This is a genomic window from Verticiella sediminum, from assembly GCF_007558815.1.
In the GTDB taxonomy this organism is placed as follows: domain Bacteria; phylum Pseudomonadota; class Gammaproteobacteria; order Burkholderiales; family Burkholderiaceae_B; genus Verticiella; species Verticiella sediminum.
The window spans coordinates 116,642-133,691 of the sequence record NZ_VLTJ01000007.1; the positions used below are offsets into that span (position 1 = coordinate 116,642).

The 17,050-nt window shown below is 67.2% G+C and carries 16 protein-coding genes; 11 read left to right on the forward strand and 5 right to left on the reverse strand.

Going from position 1 to position 17,050, the window contains the following annotated elements:
- The first annotated feature begins 37 nt into the window (after nt 1-37).
- Nucleotides 38-802, forward strand: coding sequence for an SDR family NAD(P)-dependent oxidoreductase (locus FOZ76_RS03890; RefSeq protein WP_143946824.1), 765 nt, complete (start codon nt 38-40; stop codon nt 800-802).
- Nucleotides 803-928: 126 nt separating this feature from the next.
- Here the strand turns inward: FOZ76_RS03890 and FOZ76_RS03895 are convergent, their stop codons facing one another.
- Together FOZ76_RS03895 and FOZ76_RS03900 are read right to left on the reverse strand one after the other, a co-directional pair.
- Complete coding sequence (locus FOZ76_RS03895) at nt 929-1,783, reverse strand: amidohydrolase family protein (RefSeq protein ID WP_246129278.1); 855 nt, start codon at nt 1,781-1,783, stop codon at nt 929-931.
- Between the two features lie 8 nt (nt 1,784-1,791).
- Entirely contained in the window at nt 1,792-2,748 is a 957-nt protein-coding gene (locus FOZ76_RS03900; protein ID WP_143946825.1) for a Bug family tripartite tricarboxylate transporter substrate binding protein, read from the reverse strand.
- Nucleotides 2,749-2,938: 190 nt separating this feature from the next.
- Between FOZ76_RS03900 and FOZ76_RS03905 the strand changes: the two genes are divergently transcribed.
- The 10 genes from FOZ76_RS03905 (at nt 2,939) to FOZ76_RS03950 (ending at nt 12,615) form a co-directional block, all read left to right on the forward strand.
- Nucleotides 2,939-3,841 (forward strand): LysR family transcriptional regulator, encoded by a 903-nt coding sequence (locus tag FOZ76_RS03905; protein WP_143946826.1) that lies wholly within the window; start codon nt 2,939-2,941, stop codon nt 3,839-3,841.
- Between the two features lie 103 nt (nt 3,842-3,944).
- Nucleotides 3,945-4,889, forward strand: coding sequence for an NAD(P)-dependent oxidoreductase (locus FOZ76_RS03910; protein WP_425473231.1), 945 nt, complete (start codon nt 3,945-3,947; stop codon nt 4,887-4,889).
- Between the two features lie 40 nt (nt 4,890-4,929).
- Nucleotides 4,930-5,880 (forward strand): Bug family tripartite tricarboxylate transporter substrate binding protein, encoded by a 951-nt coding sequence (locus FOZ76_RS03915; RefSeq protein ID WP_143946828.1) that lies wholly within the window; start codon nt 4,930-4,932, stop codon nt 5,878-5,880.
- A 64-nt stretch (nt 5,881-5,944) separates the two neighbouring features.
- The gene (locus tag FOZ76_RS03920) at nt 5,945-6,523 is read left to right on the forward strand and encodes an amino acid synthesis family protein (RefSeq protein ID WP_143946829.1); all 579 of its coding nucleotides are present in this window, start codon (nt 5,945-5,947) and stop codon (nt 6,521-6,523) included.
- A 76-nt stretch (nt 6,524-6,599) separates the two neighbouring features.
- Nucleotides 6,600-7,565, forward strand: coding sequence for a Bug family tripartite tricarboxylate transporter substrate binding protein (locus FOZ76_RS03925; RefSeq protein ID WP_143946830.1), 966 nt, complete (start codon nt 6,600-6,602; stop codon nt 7,563-7,565).
- Between the two features lie 59 nt (nt 7,566-7,624).
- Nucleotides 7,625-8,578, forward strand: a complete 954-nt coding sequence (locus tag FOZ76_RS03930) for a 2-hydroxyacid dehydrogenase (RefSeq protein ID WP_143946831.1) — start codon at nt 7,625-7,627, stop codon at nt 8,576-8,578.
- 119 nt (nt 8,579-8,697) lie between these two features.
- Nucleotides 8,698-9,363: an RraA family protein gene (locus FOZ76_RS03935; RefSeq protein ID WP_143946832.1), complete on the forward strand. Its 666-nt coding sequence runs from the start codon at nt 8,698-8,700 to the stop codon at nt 9,361-9,363.
- A 69-nt stretch (nt 9,364-9,432) separates the two neighbouring features.
- Nucleotides 9,433-10,878 (forward strand): aldehyde dehydrogenase family protein, encoded by a 1,446-nt coding sequence (locus tag FOZ76_RS03940; RefSeq protein ID WP_143946833.1) that lies wholly within the window; start codon nt 9,433-9,435, stop codon nt 10,876-10,878.
- Nucleotides 10,879-11,059: 181 nt separating this feature from the next.
- Nucleotides 11,060-11,824 carry a crotonase/enoyl-CoA hydratase family protein gene (locus FOZ76_RS03945; RefSeq protein WP_143946834.1) on the forward strand — a complete coding sequence of 255 codons (765 nt, stop codon included), beginning with the start codon at nt 11,060-11,062 and terminating at the stop codon, nt 11,822-11,824.
- A gap of 2 nt (nt 11,825-11,826) precedes the next feature.
- Complete coding sequence (locus FOZ76_RS03950; protein ID WP_170235283.1) at nt 11,827-12,615, forward strand: enoyl-CoA hydratase/isomerase family protein; 789 nt, start codon at nt 11,827-11,829, stop codon at nt 12,613-12,615.
- 44 nt (nt 12,616-12,659) lie between these two features.
- Here the strand turns inward: FOZ76_RS03950 and atzF are convergent, their stop codons facing one another.
- From atzF to FOZ76_RS03965, 3 genes are all read right to left on the reverse strand, one after another.
- Nucleotides 12,660-14,483: an allophanate hydrolase gene (gene atzF, locus FOZ76_RS03955; RefSeq protein ID WP_246129279.1), complete on the reverse strand. Its 1,824-nt coding sequence runs from the start codon at nt 14,481-14,483 to the stop codon at nt 12,660-12,662.
- 230 nt (nt 14,484-14,713) lie between these two features.
- Nucleotides 14,714-15,712, reverse strand: a complete 999-nt coding sequence (locus FOZ76_RS28130) for an acyl-CoA dehydrogenase family protein (RefSeq protein ID WP_143946836.1) — start codon at nt 15,710-15,712, stop codon at nt 14,714-14,716.
- Between the two features lie 26 nt (nt 15,713-15,738).
- The gene (locus FOZ76_RS03965; protein ID WP_143946837.1) at nt 15,739-16,899 is read right to left on the reverse strand and encodes an acyl-CoA dehydrogenase family protein; all 1,161 of its coding nucleotides are present in this window, start codon (nt 16,897-16,899) and stop codon (nt 15,739-15,741) included.
- Between the last annotated feature and the right edge of the window lie 151 nt (nt 16,900-17,050).

Here is a 17,050-nt window from a genome sequence, read left to right on the forward strand (position 1 = left end):
AGCGCATAGGGGGCGGGTCCACTTCAGGAGGAAAGACATGAAGCTTGCAGGAATTTCCGCCGTCGTCACCGGCGGCGCATCGGGCCTGGGCCTGGCCACCGCGCGCGAACTCATCGCGCGGGGCGCGCACGTGCTCATCGTCGATCTGCCCACCTCGGCCGGCGCCGACGTGGCGCTCTCGCTGGGCGGCAACGCCGCCTTCGCCGCGGCCGACGTCACCAGCGCCGAGCAGATCGAAGCGGCCTACGACATGGCCGAGACCTTCGGCCCGCTGCGTGCGCTCGTGCATTGCGCGGGCGGCGGCGGCCCCGTGCGCTTCGTCGACAAGGAGGGCAACCCCGGCTCGCTCGAGCGCTATGAGGCCATCGTGCGCCTGAACCTGATCGGCTCGTTCAACGTGGTGAGCAAGGCGGCCGCGCGCATGGCCAGGAACGAAGTCGTCGACGGCGAGCGCGGCGCCTGCGTCATGACCGCCTCGGTGGCGGCCTACGAAGGCCAGATCGGCCAGGCTCCCTACGCTTCGGCCAAGGCCGGCATCGTCGGCATGACCCTGGTCGCCGCCCGCGATCTCGCCAGCAAGAACATCCGGGTCAACACCATCGCCCCGGGCATCTTCGACACCCCCCTGCTCGCCCGCCTGCCCGAGGACATCCGCCACTCGCTGGGCCAGAGCGTGCCCAACCCGGCTCGCCTGGGCGCGCCCGCCGAGTTCGGCTCGCTCGCCTGCCAGATGCTCGAGAACGGCTACCTGAACGGCGAGACCATCCGCCTGGACGGCGCCATCCGCATGCAGCCGCGCTGAGCGCGCCCGGGCGCCGTACATGGGCTTGTTCCGCGGCGCCCGTCCTCCACTCCGTCCCGTCCAGCACGTGGCGCAGCCACGCCAGCGCCGTCTGCCGATACCGGCGGCGACGCTCGCCGGATGCGCCTAGAAGTCATACAGCCGGGCGGGGTTGCGCACCAGGACGTCTTCCAGCGTCGCCTCGTCGTCGACCCACGTGCGTAGCTGGTTCAGCAGAGCGCCGGTATCGGGCATCCAGTCCATGTGGACATGGGGCCAGTCTGTTCCCCAGAGCATGCGCTCCCTACCGGCGGCGATCAAGGCGCGGGCCATGTCGGAAACCGCAGCCGCCTGCGCGGGCGACGATGCCACGCGGTACGCGCCGGAAAGCTTCACCCACCAACCGTGGTTGCGCACCAGCATCGCCACATCGTCGACCAGGGCGGCCTGCGTGTCCGCCTGAATGCCGCCCATGTGGTCCAGTACGCAGGGCACGGGCAGGCTCGACAGCGTCCGCAGCGCCGGGCGTATTTCGCCGGCGTGCATGAAGAACTGCATGTGCCAGCCCAAGCGGTTGATCCGTTGCGCCAGCGCGTGCGCCTGCTCGAGGCCGACGCCGCCTTTCAACTGCGTGTTGATGCGCACGCCGCGCACCCCGGCCGCGTGCATCGCATCCAGTTGGGCGTCGCTGACTTCGGCGGGAAGGACGGCCACGCCACGCAGCCGGTCCGGATTCCGCTGGAGCGTTTCCAACATCAGCCGGTTGTCCGTGCCATAGACGCTGATCTGCACGAGAACGCCGCGCTGCAGGCGCAGCGCGTCCAGCATCGTGAAATACTGCTCCTGCGACGCAGGAGCAGGCGTATAGCTGCGCTCGTCTGCGAACGGGTAGCACACCGTGTCCGACGCCACCACATGCGCATGCGTGTCGCATGCCAGAGGCGGAACCGCGAACTCAGGGGCAGTATAGGTGTCGGGCGGCGGCACGCCCAGGTCGTACACGCGGGCAATCAAAGTCTGCCCTCCGCCTTGTACTTCTCCGCCAAGGCGCGCAGCGGCTTGATCTCGGCCATGAAGTCGTCATGTTCTGCGGTATACGGAATGCCGCCCAAGGCCTTGATGTTCTCCTGCACGCGCGCATCGCTCAGAGCCAGCTTCAGCGCCGCGGACAGCTTGTTGCGAATATCCTCGCTCACGTCCTTCGGGGTCACCAGGGCAGCCATGGTCGCCATGTCGGCACCCTCGATTCCGGACTCCGCCAGTGTGGGAACGTCTTCCCAGCCGGCCGGCCGTTGCGGGGACATCATGGCCAGCGCCCGCAGCTTGCCCGTACGCAGATAAGACTGCGAACTGGAGACTTGATCGATGACCGCATCCACCTGATTGCCGAGCAAGGCTGTGACGGCGGGTCCTGAGCCCTGGTAGGGAACCATGCGGAACCTGCATTGAGTGGCCTGCTCCAGAAAGCGCAGAGCCATGTAGTTCACCGAGCCGATGCCGGCTACTCCCATGGTCACCGTATCGGGCTGAGCGCAGGCAGCCTTGATCAATTCGCCGATCTGGCGGTACTTGGAATCGGGATGGACTTCGATCAGCATGGGCACGGTGTTGATGGTTCCCACCGAGGCGAAGGAGTCCATGGAGTACGGCGCGCCGGTAATGTACGGAGTCACGCTCAGCTCGGTATTGGCGGTGATCATCACCGTGTAGCCGTCCGGTTTGGCGCGCGACACGTAGGTCGAGGCAACCGACCCCCCTGCCCCTGGCTTGTTGACGATCACAACCGAGCCCTTCAGCGCTTCAGCCAGCGGCTGGGCGATGGCGCGTGCGGTGACATCGAGATTGCCGCCTGCGGCATACGGCACGACCACTTGGATCGGCTGGCGGGGATATTCTTTCGCCTGCGCCGGTGGGGTCAGGGCTGACCCTGCCAGGATACCTGCCGCGAATAGGGGCTTGATCTGCATCGTTGTCTCCGGGTGTCTTCGGACGTCGCGGTTGCGCGACAATACCTTGATTTGCTGCGGATTCTAGGGCGCTGCCCCCTGTGCGGGCGAGTGCGAAATCCGCGATGGGGTATGCCATGGCGTTATGCGGCCGCCCCGCCGCATCGACCGCGCAAGCAAGTTCGAATATCAATGGTACGGAGATGCCCGCATGCGATTCAGCCTACGCCAGATGGAAGTATTTCGCGCCGTCATGTTGACGGGTTCGATCAAGGGAGCGTCACGGCTGCTGTTCACCTCCCAGCCTGCGCTCAGCCGCATCGTGGCGCATACCGAACTGACGCTTGGGCTGACACTGTTCAACCGTGTGAAAGGCAAGCTCGTTCCCACGTCCGAAGCAGAGGTCCTGTACCGCGAAGTCGACCAGTGCTATCAGCAACTGCTGCGCGTGGACGATTTCGCACGGGGGCTCGCCTGCGGCCCCTCGGGGGTCCTGAACCTGGCGTGCAGCCCGGCACTGAGCCGCGGGTTGGTGGCGGACGCGATCACTCGTTTCGTGCAGCAGTATCCCAACATCCAGGTGAACTATTCGCTGGCGCTGCTGAACGGCATGCCACAGGACGTGCTGAGCAACAAGGTGGATCTGGCCATTTCGGTGTTGCCCATCGAGCATCCCAACCTGCGAGTGACGCCGTTCATGGAAGGCCGCATGGTCTGCGTGGTGCCGCGCGGACACGAGCTGGCTCAGCGCGAAAGCGTGACCATCGCCGAGCTGGCGCGGTTTCCGCTGATCGCCCATCATCCCAGCATTCCGTTCGGCCAACTGGTGTCCGCGGCGTTTCAAAAGGCGAACGTGGAACTGCAGGCTGCCATCTACATCCACCAGACCGACATCGCCTGCAGCCTGGTGCGCATGCGAGCCGGCGTGGCGATGATCGACCAGTTCACTGCCCAGAGCATGGCCTGGCCCGACATACACGTACTGCCGCTTACGGAGGACATTCCTCTCCACCCCAGCATCGTGCGCTCGGCCTTCGACACTGGAAAGAGCCACGCCGGAAAGTTCGTGGATATGCTTCTGAAGATGCAGAAGGAAGACGGCTGCGCACGATGAGCCCGCCGGCGGCATCCGCTGCCGGGCAATTAACCTGAAGCTATATCCCACGGCGGAATTAGCACTCGCGCAGTATCCACCGAATCCCTACGATCTCCACATCTTGCGGCACCGGGCTGCCCGTCTGGCGGCGCGGACGAATCCTGTGGAGACGGTAGGAATGAAATTGGGACTGATAGGCCTGGGCAACATAGGCCAGCACTTTGCGAGCCGCCTGCTCGCCGCGGGCCACGAACTGGTGGTGCATGACCGCTCGACCACGGCGCAGGAGCGCATCGTGGCCCGCGGCGCGCAAGGCGCCGACAGCGTGCAGGCGCTGGCCGAACAGACGCCCGTCGTGCTGCTGTGCCTGCCCATGCCGGCCGTCGTGGCCGAGGTTGCTGGACAGGTGGCGAACGTGCAAGGCGTGCGCCTTCTGGTCGACCTGTCCACGACCGGCCCTTCGATCACCAAGACCGTCGAGGCGCTGCTGGCCGAGAAGAACATCGCCATGATCGGTGCCCCGGTCAGCGGAGGCACCGTAGCGGCCGAGAAAGGCACGTTGGCCGTCATGGCGGCAGGTCCCAAGACCGCGTTCGACGAGATCGAACCCGTGCTGCGGGTCATCGGCAAGAATGTGTTCTACCTGGGAGCCGATCCCAGCCTGGGGCAGACCACGAAGATCATCAACAACACGCTCTATGCCACCAGCATGGTGGCCAGTTGCGAGGCACTGGTCTACGGCGTCAAGGCCGGGCTCGATCCCCAGACGTTGCTGGATGTGATCAACGTGTCCAGCGGACGTTCCTTCGCGACGCTCGAGCGGATTCCGCAATGCGTCCTCGACCGCAGCTTTCCCGTGCGCTTCACCACTGCGCTGCTGCACAAGGACGTCAAGATGTGCATCGACGAAGCCGAGAAACTGGGTGTGCCCATGTCGGTCAACCCGGCTGCGCGTCAGTATCTCGCGTTCGCGATCAGCCAGGGCGACGGCGAACGCGACAACGTGCATACCATCCGGCACATCGAGCAATGGGCCGGCGCGCAGTTCGGCGCCAAGCCGGAATAAGCGGCCGAGCGCGACAGAAAGAAAACCCAGGAGACTCAAGATGAAGAGACGCCTCTTCACTGCGTTGTTGTGCGCCATGCCCATGCTGGCATGGAGCAACTACCCGGAAAAGCCTGTCCGGCTGATCGTGCCGTTCACCCCCGGCAGCATCACCGACGTCGTGGCGCGTGCGTTGGCGCAGGGCCTGAACAGCGAACTGGGGCAATCGGTGGTGGTCGAAAACCGCGCCGGTGCCAATGGCATCGTGGGCACGACCTCAGCCATGCAGTCCGCCCCGGACGGATATACCTTGTTCATGGTGGGAGTCAGCACGGGCGCAAGCAATGTCAGTGCGTTCAAGTCTCTTCCCTATGATCCCAGGAAGGATTTCGAGCCCATCGGCCTGGTGGCCGATGCCCCTTTCATGCTCGTCGCGCGCAGCGACCTGCCCGTCAAGAGCGTGAGCGACCTGATCGAATATGCCAAAGCCAATCCGGAAAAGCTGTCTTATGGATACGGATCGGGTTCCGCGCAGTTGTGCGCTGCTCAGGTCGTCTCCATGGGCGGCTTTACCGCCACCCCGATAGGCTACCGCGGTGTGCCTCAGGCCATGACGGATCTGATGGCTGGCGTGCTGGATTTCACGATCGCCGATATGGTCAACGGGTTGCAGCAGTCGCGCTCGGGCCACGTGACCGCCCTGGGAGTCACCAGCAAGACGCGCTCGCCGCTGGCCCCGGAACTGCCCACGCTGGACGAGGCGGGGCTGTCGGGCTACGACCTTACTGTCTGGTTCGGCGCGGCCGCCCCGGCCGGCACCCCGGCCGACGTGGTGACACGTCTCAATGAAGCCCTGGGCGCGGTACTGCGCTCGCCCTCTCTGCAGGAGCAGTTCACCGCCAATGGCCTGACCGTGCGCACGTCCTCTGCAGAAGGTTTCCGGGAATTGATCGCCTCGGACATCGACAAGTGGGGGCAGGTCTTCAACGCTGCCGGGCTGACCCCTCAATAGCGCAAGACACCCGAAAACCGGGTGCTGCGCATCCATCCCGCCGAACCTCAAGGAGCGAAGGAACATGGCGATTCAAGTCCGAAAGAAGCAGTTGAATGTCGAGTCGATCTATCACGAAGGCGGGCCTGTGCGGCAGACGCCGATCAAGATGGCTGCGATCGCGGTGGTCATCAAGAATCCGTACGCCGGCCGCTACGTCGAAGACCTGTCCCAACTGGTCGAGGACTCCAAAGTACTGGCCAAGGAGATCGTGCCCGAACTCATGGCTGCCGTGGGTGGCGCCGAGCACGTCCAGGCCTATGGCAAAGGCGCGATCGTCGGGTTGAACGGCGAACTGGAACACGGCGCCATCTGGCACGAAGCGGGAGGCTGGTCCATGCGCGCCGTGTTGCCCAAAGCCAAGTCCATCGTGCCGGCGGCGAAGGTGGTGGCGTCTGCGGGCACCCGTCTGCAGATTCCGCTGCATCACATCGAAGCCTGCTACGTGCGCAGCCATTTCAGCACCATGGACGTCGGCGCAATCGATAGCCCGCGCCCGGATGAGCTGCTCTATGCATTGGTGGTTGCCACCGGATCGCGCGTGCACGAGCGTCTGGGAGGTTTGCGCGCCGACGAAATCTCGGTCGGAGACGGCCAGCGCTGATCGCGCAGACGGGTGTTCCGGCGCAGGGCGCCGGCGCCCCGTTACCCGGCCATAAGAAAACATCAAGGAGACACCCATGAACCCTCTCTCCCGCCTTGCGTGCTCGCTGGCCTGGACGCTGGCGCTGTGCGCCGGGGCTCAGGCCGCCGACTGGCCGGCCCGGCCCATCACCATGATCGTTCCCTTTGCCGTGGGCGGCAGCACGGATGCCACTGCCCGGCTCCTGGCCGATCGGCTGGGCAAGGAACTCGGCCAATCGGTGGTCGTGGACAACCGTCCGGGCGCCGGAGGCAACATCGGTGGCTCGCTGGTCGCAAAGGCCAAGCCCGATGGCTATACCCTGCTGCTGCATACCAGCACCATGACGACCAACGTCACCCTGTACAAGGACATGGGCTTTGACGTGCGCAAGGACTTGATGCCGGTATCGCAGGTCGCCCTCATTCCCAACGTGCTGGTGGTGAACAAAGACTTGCCGGCGCATACCCTGGATGAGTTCGTCGCTTATGTCCGCGAGGACAAGGGGCCGGTGAACTATGGCTCGGCAGGCCACGGCAGCTCGCAGCATCTGTCCGGTGCGCTGTTCAACAACATGGTCGAGGGCCGGATGATACATGTGCCATACAAGGGCGGCTCACTTGCCAACACCGATCTGCTGTCCGGTCAGATCCAGGCGGTGTTCTCGCCGCTGGTGGAAGTGTTGCCGTTCATCGACAGCGGCAAGCTGCGCGCCCTGGCCGTCACGACCGGGGAGCGTTCCAGTCGGCTGCCGGACGTACCCGCTATGCGCGAAGTCCTGCCCGGCTACGAGGTCGTGCTCTGGAACGGCGTGTTCGCCCCGGCGGGCACCCCCTCCGAAGTGATCGAGAAGCTGGCGAATGCCATCCACGCCGCCACCCAGGACCCTTCGGTACGCAAGATCCTGGCGGACCAGGGGTCGATCCCGGTGGGCAGTCAGCCCGCACAGTTCGGAAAAGTGATGGACAGCGAGATCCAGAAATGGGGGGAGCTGGTGAAAGTCTCCGGCGCGCGGATCGATTGACAAGGGCCCAGCGCACCATGTTGTGATGTCGCGGTTCATTCTCCTTCTCGTACATGCTTATGAAACCCTTGCTGCTCGTTCTCGTCTTTCTCTCCGAAGAGCACCGCGCCCTGGTCTCGGAGCGCTTCGACATGCTGTATGCCCCCAACGACAACCTGGGCGCCGATCGCAGCAAGGGAAGTGCGCAGATCGCTGCTCGAGGCCAGGACATACGCTTCGTGCTCACCAATGGCACGAACGGGCTGCTGGCCTCTGAGATCGCGGCGATGCCCAGCCTGGAACTCATCTGCACCGTCGGCGTGGGCTTCGAGAACGTGGACCTGGAGGCCGCACGGGTCCGCGGCATCCCGGTTTGCAATGCTGCAGGCACCAACGACGCGGCAGTGGCCGATCATGCCATGGCGATTCTGCTGGCAGCCGTTCGCCGACTGCCGTTTCTGAACGATGGCGTGCGCCATGGCCTGTGGCGCGACGACATCCCCCGGCCGCCACAGGTCTCGGCGCGCAGGATGGGCATCTTCGGCATGGGCGCCATAGGCCGCCAAATCGCCAGGCGCGCCCAAGGGTTCGACATGCAGATCGGCTATCACAGCCGCACGCGCCGCGACGAACTGGGCTTCCAGTGGTTCGACGACATCGTGTCGCTCGCGCAATGGTGCGATTTCCTGGTGATCGCGGCGCCAGGCGGCAAGGCTACCTATCACGCGGTGAACGAACCGGTGCTAGACGCGCTGGGCCCGCAGGGCGTGCTCGTGAATATCGCGCGCGGCACGCTGGTCGACACCCAGGCCGTGGCCGAGGCGCTGCGCGACAAGCGCATTTTCGCCGTGGCGCTGGACGTCTACGAGCATGAGCCGACGCCGCCTGCGGCTCTGCTCGAATTCGAGAATGCCGTTCTGACCCCGCATATCGGCGGCATCTCGCCCCAAGCCATCCACGCCTCGGTACTTCGCTTCCTGGAGAATGCCGAGCAGCATCTGGCCGGCAAGCCGCTGTTGACGCGCGTGAACTGACGCGTGCATGACGTCTCCGCGGGTTGCACGTCGGCCAGGGAGCCGGCCAGCGTCCGCCCGTCCCCGCCGACGTGCCCATTGGAAAGCGGCTTCATCATTTCCCCTGCAGGAGCAGCACAATGATCGGTTTCGAGATACACCCGCGCAAGCGCGCGATCGGCAATGAGTTCGTTCAGAAATTCCTGCGCATCCCGGTGGCCAACGTCAGCGACTGCATGTCGCGCATGACGGCCGGCGGCGCGCGCCTGCGGCCCATGCACGACGGCAGCCCGATGGGCGGGCCTGCCCTGACCGTGCGCACCAGGCCGGGCGACAACCTGATGGTCCACAAGGCACTGGAACTCGCGCAACCCGGCGACGTCCTTGTGGTCGATGCGGGGGGCGACCTCACCAACGCCATCATCGGCGAGATCATGGCCTCATATGCGCAGAAGCGCGGCTTGGCGGGCATCGTGATCAACGGCGCCATCCGGGACAGCGCGACGATCCGCCGCGGCGGCTTTCCCGTGTACGCAGCGGGCGTCACCCACCGCGGTCCCTACAAGGACGGCCCCGGCGAGATCAACTGCACCGTCGCGCTGGACGGCATGACCATCGAGCCGGGCGACCTGGTCATCGGCGACGACGACGGCCTGCTGTGCGTGCCGTACGACAGGGCGCAGAGTGTCTACGCCGCCGCCGCTGCCAAGCATGCGGCCGAGCAGATGACGCTGGCGCAGATCGCCGAAGGCAGACTGGACACCTCATGGATCGACGCCCGGCTGCAGGCGCTGGGCGGCCTGTAAACCACCCTTCGCTGCGCAAGGCAGGACTCATGCCTTGCCGGCAAGCCACATTGATACGAATGAACTGACATGCCGTACGACAATCTCATTGCTGGCGCCTGGCACGCCGGATCCAGCTATGGCGAGAACCGCAATCCCTCCGATCCGGACGACGTGATCGGCTTGTATGCCCAGGCCGATGCGACGCAGCTCGATGTCGCCGCGCAGGCTGCGCAGGCCGCCTTTGCCACGTGGTCCACCGCGGGCATCCAGGCGCGCAGCGACGCACTCGAGCGTATCGGTGTCGAGATCCTGGCCCGCAAGGACGAACTGGCCGAACTGCTGGCGCGCGAGGAAGGCAAGACGCGGCCCGAGGCGTTGGGAGAAGTGATGCGCGCCGGCAGCATCTTCAAGTTCTTTGCCGGCGAATGCCTTCGGCTGTCCGGCGAGATCCTGCCTTCGGTGCGGCCCGGCGTCGCAGTGGAGATCACCCGCGAACCCGTGGGCGTGATCGGCATCATCACTCCGTGGAATTTTCCCATCGCCATCCCGGCCTGGAAGATCGCGCCTGCGCTGGCCTATGGCAACTGCGTGGTATTCAAACCTGCCGATCTCGTGCCGGGAACGGCGTGGATACTGGCCGAGATCATCCATCGCAGCGGCATCCCGGAAGGTGTGTTCAACCTAGTGATGGGCCGCGGCAGCGTGATCGGCGAGCCTTTGGTGAACCATCCCGCCATCGCGGCCGTCAGCTTCACCGGCTCGGTGGAAGTGGGCAGCCGCATCGCCGCGCAATGCGCACAGTCGGGCAAGAAAGTACAGCTCGAGATGGGGGGCAAGAACCCGCAGGTGGTCCTGGACGACGCGGATCTCGACCAGGCGGTGGAACTGTGCGCCCAGAGTGCTTTCTTCTCCACCGGCCAGCGCTGTACCGCCTCGAGCCGGCTCATCGTGACAGAAGGTATACACGAGCGCTTCATCGCCGCTCTGGCGGCTCGCATGGCCCGGCTGCAGGTCGGCGACGCCTTGGCGGTGGGAACGGACATCGGTCCGGCCGTCAGTCAAGCGCAGATGAGCCAGGATCTGCGCCACATCGACATCGCCTTGACAGAGGGCGCCACGATAGCCGCCGGCGGCACACCCGTCCAGTGCCACACGGGCAGCGGCAAGGCTGGCTACTTCGTCGCGCCCACACTGCTGGCTGGCACGTCGCCTGCCATGCGGATCAATCGCGAAGAAGTGTTCGGGCCAGTGGCCAGCGTGATTCGCGTGCGGGACTACGACGAGGCACTGGCCGTAGCCAACGACACACAGTTTGGCCTGTCCGCGGGCATCGCCACCACCAGCCTCAAGCATGCCACGCACTTCAAGCGCCACGCACAAGCCGGCATGGTGATGGTCAATCTGCCCACGGCAGGCGTCGATTATCACGTGCCCTTCGGGGGGCGTAAGGCATCGAGCTACGGCCCCCGCGAGCAGGGACGCTACGCTCAGGAATTCTTCACCACCGTAAAAACCGCCTACACGCTGGCCTGAACGATCCGGTCCAGTGAAACCTGGAGACAATAGGGCATCGAAGCGGTGATATATTTCCGGGGAAATCCAGGATTCAGCAGACGCACGCTGCGACATCGTCTGTCGATCGGATCGGCAGACAGCAGCACCGCTTGCTGCCACCCAAATTCTGCACTACCCGAGGTGTATGAGGAGACATTCCATGAGTGGAGAACTGCTGGTCGAAGTGCGCGATGGCGTGCAGATCATGACCCTGAACCGTCCCGAGGCACGCAACGCCGCGACGCTGGCCATGGCGCAGGCCATGGTCCAGGCCCTGGACCAACTGGACGCGAACCCGGACATCCGTGTCGGCATCATCACCGGCGCGGGCGGCAACTTCTGCGCCGGCATGGACTTGAAGGGCTTTCTGCGCGGCGAGCGCCCGAACGTGCCGGGACGCGGCTTCGGCGGCCTGAACGAAGCGCCGCCGCGCAAGCCGCTGATCGCCGCGGTCGAAGGCTATGCGCTGGCCGGCGGCTTCGAGGTCACGCTGGCCTGCGACCTGATCGTCGCCGCCGAGAACGCGAACTTCGGCCTGCCCGAGGTCAAGCGCGGCCTGATGGCCACGGCCGGCGGCCTGCTGAGGCTGCCGCAGCGCCTGCCGTATCACATCGCCATGGAATACATCCTGACGGGCGCGCTGCTGCCCGCCAAGGACGCCCATCGCTACGGGCTGGTGAACCACCTCACGCCCGCCGGCGGTGCGCTCGACAAGGCGCTCGAGCTGGCCGCGGCGATCGCCGCCAACGGGCCGCTCGCGACCGCCGGCAGCAAGCGCGTGGCGTCCGAGTCGGTAAACTGGCCGGCCGGTGAGAAATGGGATCGTCAACGCGAGATCGCCACGCCGGTATTCCAATCCGAAGACGCCAAGGAAGGTGCGCGCGCATTCGCCGAGAAGCGTGCGCCCGTCTGGCAAGGAAAGTAGCCATGAGCACGAACACCACGAGCGTGGACCAACCCATTCTGGTCGAGCGCGCCGACGGCGTCGCCGTCGTCACCCTGAATCGCCCCGCCAGCATGAACGCCCTGACGGCGCCGGCGGCGCTGGACCTGAAGCGCGACTTCATCGCCCTGCTCGAGGACCCGCACGTGCGCGTGGTCATCCTGACGGGCGCGGGCGGGCACTTCTGCACCGGCGCGGACCTGAAGGACCGCACGCCCGGGCCCAACGGCGAGACGCTGCTCGACGTGCTGCACGAAGTGTTCGCCATCGCCCAGCAAGGCAAGAAGCCGCTCGTCGCCGCGGTCGAAGGCAACGCCTACGGCGCCGGGTTCTCGCTGGCCCTGATGTGCGACTACGTCGTCGCCGGCGAAGGTGCGAAGTTCTGCGCCCCGTTCACCGGCATCGGCCTCATCCCGGACGTGGGCCTGGGCTGGACGCTGCCCCAGCGCATCGGCATGGGCCGTGCCCGCCGCATGATGCTCGAGGGGCTGGCCGTGCCCACCGCCCAGGCGCTGGAATGGGGGCTGATCGAGCATGCCGCGCCCAAGGGCGAGGCGCTCGCCCTGGCCCGCGAATGTGCCGCCAAGCTCATGACGCGCGCGCCGCTCGCGCTCGCCGCCCTGCGCGACATGCTGAATCGGCAATGGCCCGATCCGGCGGAATTCCTGCGCGAGGAGAAGCGCGTGCAGAACGCGCTGCTCGCCAGCGAGGATGTGCAGGAAGGACGCCGCGCCTTCGTGGAGAAGCGCCCGCCGAAGTTCCAGGGGCGCTGAGCCGCCGCCGACGGCCGCATCCAGGGCCGTCGGCGTGCGCAGGATCACGCGGGAACGGCCGTCAGGTAATCCAGGTAATTGCGCCAACCGCCGAATGCCGTGATGTCGCGGGCCTGGGCCAGCACCCAGGGTTCGCACACGAAGCCTTTCACGCAACGCCCGTCGGCCAGCTCGAGCGTGCCGATCGCCAGCGGCGCCGGCACCAGCGCGACGAAGCTGCCGAAATGGCCCACGGGAATGTCCCATACTTCCACGTCGATGGCCGCGCCGCCGCTGGCCCGTGCGAGACCGGGCTTGGGCGGCACCGTGTCGGTCAGCGCGTACAGGCGGTACGCGGGGGCGGTGGTGGTGCGCTCGACGAGCCGGGCGTCGCGCTCGACCAACTGGTAATTGAGCGGCATGCCCGACAAGTGGGCCCCCGCCACCGCCACCCGCACGAAGCCTTCGCAGGGTGTGGACGGCGCGCGGGCCGCCCCGCGCGTCATGGCGCGGCCGGTCGCCCCCAGCGTCCAGGGCGCAAGCTGCTGCCAGCAGCGGCCGAAGTTGGCCAGTGCGCAGTCATGCCAGGCGGGCGCGACCAGGGTCACACCGAACGGCAACCCGTCGGCGCGCATGCCGGCGGGCAAGGCCAGTGCACTGCAGTCGGCCAGGTTGACGAAATTGGTGTAATAGCCGAGTTCGGCATTGGCCGCCACCGGACGTTCGCGCACGTCCTGCAGCGTCGGATGCGTCGGCGCGGTCGGCACCAGCAGCGCGTCGCAGCGCTGGAAGATGCGCTCGATGCGGCGCTTGAGCGCCATGCGCAGATACTCTGCCTGCAGCAGCTCGCTGGCCGTATACGCCTGCGCCTGGCGCACGATGCCGGCCACCACGGGATCGACCTCGGCGGGATGCCGCTCCACGAACGCGCCGAGGCTGGCGTGCCGTTCGGCGACGAAGGGGCCCTCGTAGAGCAGTTTGGCCAGCTCGCGCATGGGCGAGAAATCCACCGGCACCAGACTCACGCCCGCCTGGCGCAACCGTGCGAGCGTGGCCTGCCAGGCGGCCTCGGCCTGTGCATCGGCGTGGAACTCCGGGTGCTCGGGCACGGCCAGACGCGGGTGCTGGCCCATTTCCCGGCGCGGCACGCCGCGCGGCCATTGGCGCGAATAGGGGTCGTCCTCGTCGTAGCCCGCCGCCGCGCGCGCGACCAGTTCGGCATCGTCCACGGTGAGCGCGAACACCGATACGCAGTCCAGGGAGCGGCAAGCCGGCACCACGCCGCGCGTGCTCAACCAGCCGCGGGTCGGCTTGAGGCCGACGATGTTGTTGAAGCCCGCCGGTACCCGGCCCGAGCCCGCGGTGTCGGTGCCCAGGGAGAACGGCACGATGCCGCGCGCCACCACGTCGGCCGAGCCCGAACTCGAGCCGCCCGAGACGCGCGTCGGATCGAAGGCATTGGCCACGGCGCCATACGGCGAGCGCGTGCCGACGAGCCCGGTGGCGAACTGGTCCAGGTTGGTCTTGCCCAGGACGATGGCGCCGGCTTCGACCAGCCGCGCGACGGCGAAGGCGTGCGCGGCCGGTTCGTAGGCATACGCCGGGCAGCCGGCCGTGGTCGGCATGCCCTGCACGTCGATATTGTCCTTGACGGCGAAGGGCACCCCGTACAGGGGCAAGGCGGCGCGATCGCCGCCCAGCGCCGCCACGCGCTCGGCCAATGCCGACAATTGCGCGTCCAGCCCGGACTCGCCGACGATGTGGACCCATGCCGGATCGTCGGCGCGCAGCGACGCGCGCAGCGTATGCAGAATACGCGCGGGTTCGCTCCCGCCTTCGGCGTACAACCCGCGCCATTCCTCCAGCGTGAGTCCGTTCACAAGCTTCACGACGACTCTCCTTGCCGAACCCGGCGATAGACGGGTTGCGAAATGCAAGGACTGTGCCGATTTTTACCTGGTGCCGGTACCGCCGGGCCTGCCCGCGCTACGGCGCGCCGCCAGGCATCGCGATGCCCCTGTACGCCCCAAGGCAGCGCGCGCCGGCGCGGGCAAGCGCCCCAAAACCGGGCAGCGTGCGCTGTATCGCTCGCCCGCGCGCCGCTTTGGGGCGCCCAGGCTCACGCCGTTTGCGGAATCAACTGCGTGCGCAGGAAGTCGAGCGCGCTCTCCTGCGCGTGCAGTGCCGCGCTGCCGATTCGCTGCGCCCAATAGGCCGCCGAGCCGGCGTCCCCCTGCCATTGCAGCAGGCGGCGCGTGTACAGATTGAGATCGAGTTCGGCGGTCACGCCGATCGCGCCGTGGATCGCGTGGGCAGCGGCGCTTACCGGCGCTGCGCCGGCAGCGTTGCGATAGGCCGCCACGCAGACCGGCAGGCCGGCCAGCGGCAAGCCGATCTGGCAGGCCTGCTCGGCCGCGATGCGCATGGCGCCGACCTCCTGCGCCATCACCGCGAGTTCGTGCTGTATCGCCTGGAACTTGCCGATGGGGCGGCCGAACTGCTGGCGCTCGCGGGCGTAGGCGACGGCCATCGCCAGCACCCGCTCGGCCGCGCCGGCCACCGAGACCGCCATGGACAGACCGGCCAGCTCGCGCAGGCCCAGCGCCGGCAGCGCGAGCGCGCGCCCTGCCCCGGTCTGCCACGTGGCGGTGACGGCGAGGCTGGCGTGCACGCCGTCCGGTTCGGCGGCAAGGCCGTCGGTGGCCAGCAGCCGCGCGTGCTCGCCGTCCGCGGCGAGGACCCAGTCGGCAACTGCGCCGCCGGCCACGCGGGCCTGCCTGCCCTGCGCCGCATCCTGCACGAAGGGCGCAAAGGCGATGCGGCCCGCCGGTGCCTCGATGCCGGCCGCAGCCAGCCAGCCGCGCGCGAGCAGGGTCTGCGCGAACGGCAGCGGCAAGGCGTGGCCGCCGGCCAGGAGCAGCAGGTCGAACACGCTCGCCAGGCCGAGTCCGGCGCCGCCGGCCGCCTCGGGTTCGAGTGCGGCCAGAAAGCCCGATTCGTCCAACAGGGCCCACAATGCGGCGCCGTCGTCGGCGCCCGATTCGATCGCACGCACCACCTGGGGCGTGCATGCCGTCTGCAGCAAGTCGTCGAATGCGTCGCGCAGCATGTATTCCATTACGTTCTCCTCGTGACGCGCTGCACTCAGCGCAGGCCCAGTCCGCGCGCGATCATGCCGCGCAGGATCTCGCGCGTGCCACCGCGCAGCGAGAAAGTGGGCGCCACCTGCATCAGATAGGCCACCGTGCGCGCGAGCTCGGCCGGCACGGGCAGCTCCGGCTGCGCTGCCAGGGCGTCGGCGACGGCGCGCGGCACCCATTGCTCGAACGTGGTGCCGAGCTCCTTGACCAGCGCGGCTTCCAGCAGCGGGCTTTCCCCCTCGGCCAGGCGCGCGGTAACGCCCACCGAGAGGCTGCGCAGCACGGCGAGCTGGCCCAGCATGCGGCCCAGCAGTTCGGTGTCCTGGCCGCGCAGGCCGGCGCCGGCCGCCGCGCGCGTGCGCAGCAAGGCGAGCCAGCCTTCGATCAGCACCATGCTCGAATACAGGCGCTCCGGGCCGCTGCGCTCGAAAGCCAGCTCGGCATTCACCTGCTTCCAGCCGTCGCCCTCGCTGCCGATCAGCGCGTCGTCGGGCAGGAACACGTCGCTGAAGAAGACTTCCGAGAAATGCGCGTCGCCCGCCAGATCGGTGATGGGGCGCACGCTGACGCCGGGCGTCTTCAGATCGATGACGAACTGGGACAGCCCCTGGTGCCGGTCGTCCGGGTTGCCCGAGGTGCGCACCAGGGCGATCATGTAGTGTGATCGATGCGCGTTCGTCGTCCAGATCTTGCTGCCGTTCAGGCGCCAGCCGCCTTCGCTCGGCACCGCGCGGGTACGCACGCTGGCAAGGTCGGACCCCGAGCCGGGCTCGCTCATGCCGATGCAAAAGAACGCCTCGGCGCGGCAGATGCGCGGGATGTAGAAGCGCCGCTGCGCCTCGGTGCCGTAGTTCAGGAGGAGCGGCGCGCTCTGGCGATCGGCGATCCAGTGCGCCGACACCGGCGCCCCGGCGCAGAGCAGTTCCTCGACCAGCACGAAGCGGGCGAAATGGCCGAGGCCGGCGCCGCCGTATTCCGTGGGCAGGGTCAGGCCGACCCAGCCGCGTTCGGCCAGCGCGCGGCTGAAGCCGGCGTCGAACCCCATCCACGAGCGCGCGCGGCGCTCGGCCGGCATGCCCTGGAGCTGGGCCTGTAGAAAGGCGCGGATCTCGGCGCGCAGGGCCTCTTCGCGAGGCGGGATGACGTGTGCGGTGATGGCTTGCATGATCGTGCGAGATTACCCAGGCGCGCGCGGCGCGTCCAATACCGATACCGCCACTTGCGATACACACGCGCTATCACCCCGGCAGGCAATGGTATTGGACACCGCCGCGCCCGGCTGGCAGCATGGTCACCGACCTCCAATCCCATTGCCC

Coding starts and splice junctions, on each gene's coding strand:
- FOZ76_RS03890 (WP_143946824.1), top strand. CDS start 38: ATGAAGCTTGCAGGAATTTCCGCCGTCGTCACCGGCGGCGCATCGGGC.
- FOZ76_RS03900 (WP_143946825.1), bottom strand. CDS start 2,748: ATGCAGATCAAGCCCCTATTCGCGGCAGGTATCCTGGCAGGGTCAGCC.
- FOZ76_RS03905 (WP_143946826.1), top strand. CDS start 2,939: ATGCGATTCAGCCTACGCCAGATGGAAGTATTTCGCGCCGTCATGTTG.
- FOZ76_RS03915 (WP_143946828.1), top strand. CDS start 4,930: ATGAAGAGACGCCTCTTCACTGCGTTGTTGTGCGCCATGCCCATGCTG.
- FOZ76_RS03920 (WP_143946829.1), top strand. CDS start 5,945: ATGGCGATTCAAGTCCGAAAGAAGCAGTTGAATGTCGAGTCGATCTAT.
- FOZ76_RS03925 (WP_143946830.1), top strand. CDS start 6,600: ATGAACCCTCTCTCCCGCCTTGCGTGCTCGCTGGCCTGGACGCTGGCG.
- FOZ76_RS03930 (WP_143946831.1), top strand. CDS start 7,625: ATGAAACCCTTGCTGCTCGTTCTCGTCTTTCTCTCCGAAGAGCACCGC.
- FOZ76_RS03935 (WP_143946832.1), top strand. CDS start 8,698: ATGATCGGTTTCGAGATACACCCGCGCAAGCGCGCGATCGGCAATGAG.
- FOZ76_RS03940 (WP_143946833.1), top strand. CDS start 9,433: ATGCCGTACGACAATCTCATTGCTGGCGCCTGGCACGCCGGATCCAGC.
- FOZ76_RS03945 (WP_143946834.1), top strand. CDS start 11,060: ATGAGTGGAGAACTGCTGGTCGAAGTGCGCGATGGCGTGCAGATCATG.
- FOZ76_RS03950 (WP_170235283.1), top strand. CDS start 11,827: ATGAGCACGAACACCACGAGCGTGGACCAACCCATTCTGGTCGAGCGC.
- FOZ76_RS28130 (WP_143946836.1), bottom strand. CDS start 15,712: ATGGAATACATGCTGCGCGACGCATTCGACGACTTGCTGCAGACGGCA.
- FOZ76_RS03965 (WP_143946837.1), bottom strand. CDS start 16,899: ATGCAAGCCATCACCGCACACGTCATCCCGCCTCGCGAAGAGGCCCTG.